The following is a 3,261-nucleotide window of genomic DNA, read 5'->3' as shown; positions in this document are numbered from 1 at the left end:
TTTATTTTTTCGCCTGCAAACATGGCTTCAATTGCCTTATTTACTGAACATTCCTTAGCTAATTGGATCAATAAAGCTATAGTTTCATCGTCAATACGGTTTTTAGAATAGTCGAGCAGGATATCCTCAAACTGGATTGAGAATTTGTTAAATCGCTGATCATCAGTGTCGAATAATTCTTTCAAGCCTTTTGATACAATATCAATGTAATGGTCAGCTAAATATTTGTAGCTCTGTGTGGTTGTAAAATTGGTATTTGGCAACATAGTTGATGTGTTTTTTAACAAAAGTAATAAGTTAATTGTTAGGTGGATAAGAAATGTTAAATAAGCTGTCTTTGTGTTATTTGAACACCATTTAGATAGTGTTTATCTGACACTTAAAAATTACGATAATTTAAAAAATATTTACAAAATGCTTTGAAGTTTCAAATAATAATTTGATATATTTGTATTGTTGGTAATCAAATGGCTGATTTATCATCATTTTGTAAATTTAAGTATAAAATATTTACGACCATGTTTGAAAAACTTTTTTTGCTTGTAAAAAATAACGCCGGGACGGCAGTTATTAACAATCCCGCAATCCCTGTAAAGCTTCACGAGAGTGTAATGATTGAGGCTTCGAGTTCAATCATTGAGGTATTAAAAGGGCAGATGGAAAACGGTAAGTTGAAAGACGTAGTTAAGTATTTCCAGTCTTCGGGCATTTACAATCATTCGTTGGTATCAAGCATGGTAAGCAGATTTGCCAACAGGCTTAACACATTTTACCATATCGATCCGGCACAGGCCATGATCATAGCCAAGTCACTTATCCCGCATGTGATGAGCGATCTTGTAAAAGCGTCAAAAAGCGAGCAGATTAAAGAGTTTGGCTTAACCAATATGCTCACCAAGCTAAATGGTAACCGTGCCAACTTAAGTTTGCTGGTTAATGATTTGATGGTGGCTTAAGATAATATCACTTACCTATGAAACGGGCCTGCAGATTGATAAAACAATTTGCAGGCCTTTTTTATTTATGTCAAATATCAAATTGTATATATTTGCCACATGACTAAAGAACAGATTCTGGATTTAAGGGATAGAGCAGCTTCCCTGAGGAGGCATCTTTGACATCGACAAGAAACTTGAGCTACTGCATCAGGAACAGGAAATAACCGTTGGCCCGCATTTTTGGGATCATCCAAAAGAGGCCGAAAAAGTGCTGGCCTCCATCAAAGTTAAAAAGGTATGGACAGATGAATTTCAAAAAGTATTGGCGGTAATTGAAGATACCGGCGTACTATTTGAATTTTACCAGGCCGGCGATGCTACAGAAGCCGAGATGCTGGAGCAATATAACATGGCCATAAAAGCGGTTGAGGAGCTTGAATTTAAAAACATGCTCTCGGCAGAAGAAGATCAATTTCACGCGGTACTTCAAATTACAGCTGGCGCCGGTGGTACCGAAAGTTGCGACTGGGCAGGTATGCTTATGCGTATGTACATTATGTGGGGCGAAAAGAATGGCTATAAAGTTACCGAGCAGGATTATCAGCCCGGTGATGTGGCTGGTGTAAAAACTGTAACCCTGCAGCTGGAAGGCGATTTTGCCTATGGCTATTTAAAAGGTGAAAATGGAGTGCACCGTTTGGTACGTGTTTCGCCATTTGATGCAAATGCCAAGCGCCATACCTCGTTTGCATCAGTATACGTTTACCCGCTGGTTGATGATACCATCGAGATAGATATTAACCCGGCAGATATCGAGTTTGAAACATTCCGTTCGGGAGGTGCAGGCGGGCAAAATGTGAACAAGGTGGAAACCGCAGTGCGTTTATACCACAAACCTTCGGGTATCATTATTAAAAACCAGGAATCGCGCTCGCAGTTGCAGAATAAGGATAATGCTATTCGTTTATTGAAATCGCAATTATACGAGATTGAAATGCGTAAGCGTATGGAGATCAGCAATGCTATTGAGGGTAACAAAAAGAAAATAGAGTGGGGATCGCAGATCCGAAACTATGTGTTGCATCCTTATAAGTTGGTGAAAGACCTGCGTACCGATTACGAAACATCAAACGCGGCAGCCGTATTAGATGGTGAGCTTAACGAGTTTTTAAAAGCCTACCTGATGGAATTTGGCGGACCGAAGAGTTAAAATAACCAGTGTTAAAAAATAAGGCGGTATTATCAATTATGATAGTGCCGCTTTCTGTTTGATAGCATTTTATTGCCAAATTCTAAATGCTTGCTACCGCATGCTCGTTATGCATAGGCGACGGTAATCCGAAAATGCATTTTTGTGATGTAAATAATAATTGTAAACTTAAACACAATCATGAAAAACAGTATTTTGGTATTGTTAACCGGGCTAATCCTTAGTTTCATCTCCCCGTTACGTTCATCTGCACAACCAAAGCAAGACCTATCCTTTGGTAATCATTTTACCTTCGAGTACAGAGGGGCGTATTATGGCGTTAAAGACACCGATTTGGCCATGGTTAATTCCTTTAAATTGATAAATGACAAACACCCTATTTGGCTGGGCGTAAAGCTTAACCCCAATCTTGTCGATTTTTTTTCATCAAATATAAAATCGATCTCTAAAGAGTACGCAAGTTATATCATTTCAGATACTTCAACGGCAATTTTAATAGCGTACGGTATTACAAAAGCTAATGTTGATGATTATCGCTATCATGTAGTTGAAAATGATAGTGTTGAAATAGTTCCATGGTCAAAAATTCCAATGCTCCAACAAAAATATGGGGCAATTGAACCTTATGGTTTTTTGGGTAAGTTTAAAGCTCCGGGTAAGCAACTATTGATAGAAGTGGTTAACACCAAAAATTACGATATACGTCAAGGGGTGGTGTTTGACTGGAGACCTAACTTTAAACCCTTTGTAACACGGATAGAAATTAACCGGTTAAAAGACTATTTTGATCTGGATAATTTAAAGCTTAATCATGGGTATGCTAAAAAGTTTAATAAGCACACTGGAATGCCCTTAGATTTTAGTTTTCCTGCTGACAGTGTGGTCAGTATGCGCTTATACTATAAACATCATGAAACTATACCCTATGTGGTGTACCTGGTTAAAAATGAAAGTGGAAAAAAAGACACTACCGAAATGGGGTATTATAACCGGGAAAACTATTATGATATAGATAGTAAGTTTTACAACAGGCCCGGCAAATATGAAATAATTATCCAGCGTGCAAATGACCTTGGCAAGTGGCCCGAAGAGCAAATGTTGCGGATCCCATTT

3 protein-coding genes and 1 pseudogene are annotated in these 3,261 nt (G+C 38.2%); 3 read left to right on the top strand and 1 reads right to left on the bottom strand.

The window, feature by feature from the left end:
* Positions 1 to 266: pseudogene (gene pgi, locus AC1DPZ_RS24470) on the bottom strand (glucose-6-phosphate isomerase); the annotation flags it as partial.
* Between the two features lie 252 nt (positions 267 to 518).
* Here pgi and AC1DPZ_RS24465 point away from each other — a divergent pair.
* From AC1DPZ_RS24465 to AC1DPZ_RS24455, 3 genes are all read left to right on the top strand, one after another.
* Positions 519 to 956 carry a hypothetical protein gene (locus AC1DPZ_RS24465; protein WP_477408385.1) on the top strand — a complete coding sequence of 146 codons (438 nt, stop codon included), beginning with the start codon at positions 519 to 521 and terminating at the stop codon, positions 954 to 956.
* A 99-nt stretch (positions 957 to 1,055) separates the two neighbouring features.
* Positions 1,056 to 2,148 (top strand): peptide chain release factor 2 gene (gene prfB, locus AC1DPZ_RS24460; RefSeq protein WP_477408383.1). Its coding sequence is split into 2 segments (ribosomal slippage): positions 1,056 to 1,115 and positions 1,117 to 2,148, totalling 1,092 coding nucleotides; the frame shifts between segments, so codons are not numbered across the junction.
* Positions 2,149 to 2,328: 180 nt separating this feature from the next.
* Positions 2,329 to 3,261, top strand: a 933-nt coding sequence (locus tag AC1DPZ_RS24455) for a hypothetical protein (RefSeq protein ID WP_477408381.1), incomplete at its 3' end; no start/stop codon positions are given.

It is taken from the genome of Mucilaginibacter sp. P4_G9, assembly GCF_056400985.1.
This window is presented reverse-complemented; position numbering and strand designations above follow the sequence as displayed.

Bases quoted from the DNA above. Each gene is read 5' to 3' on its own strand.
- AC1DPZ_RS24465 (WP_477408385.1), top strand. From the start codon at position 519: ATGTTTGAAAAACTTTTTTTGCTTGTAAAAAATAACGCCGGGACGGCA.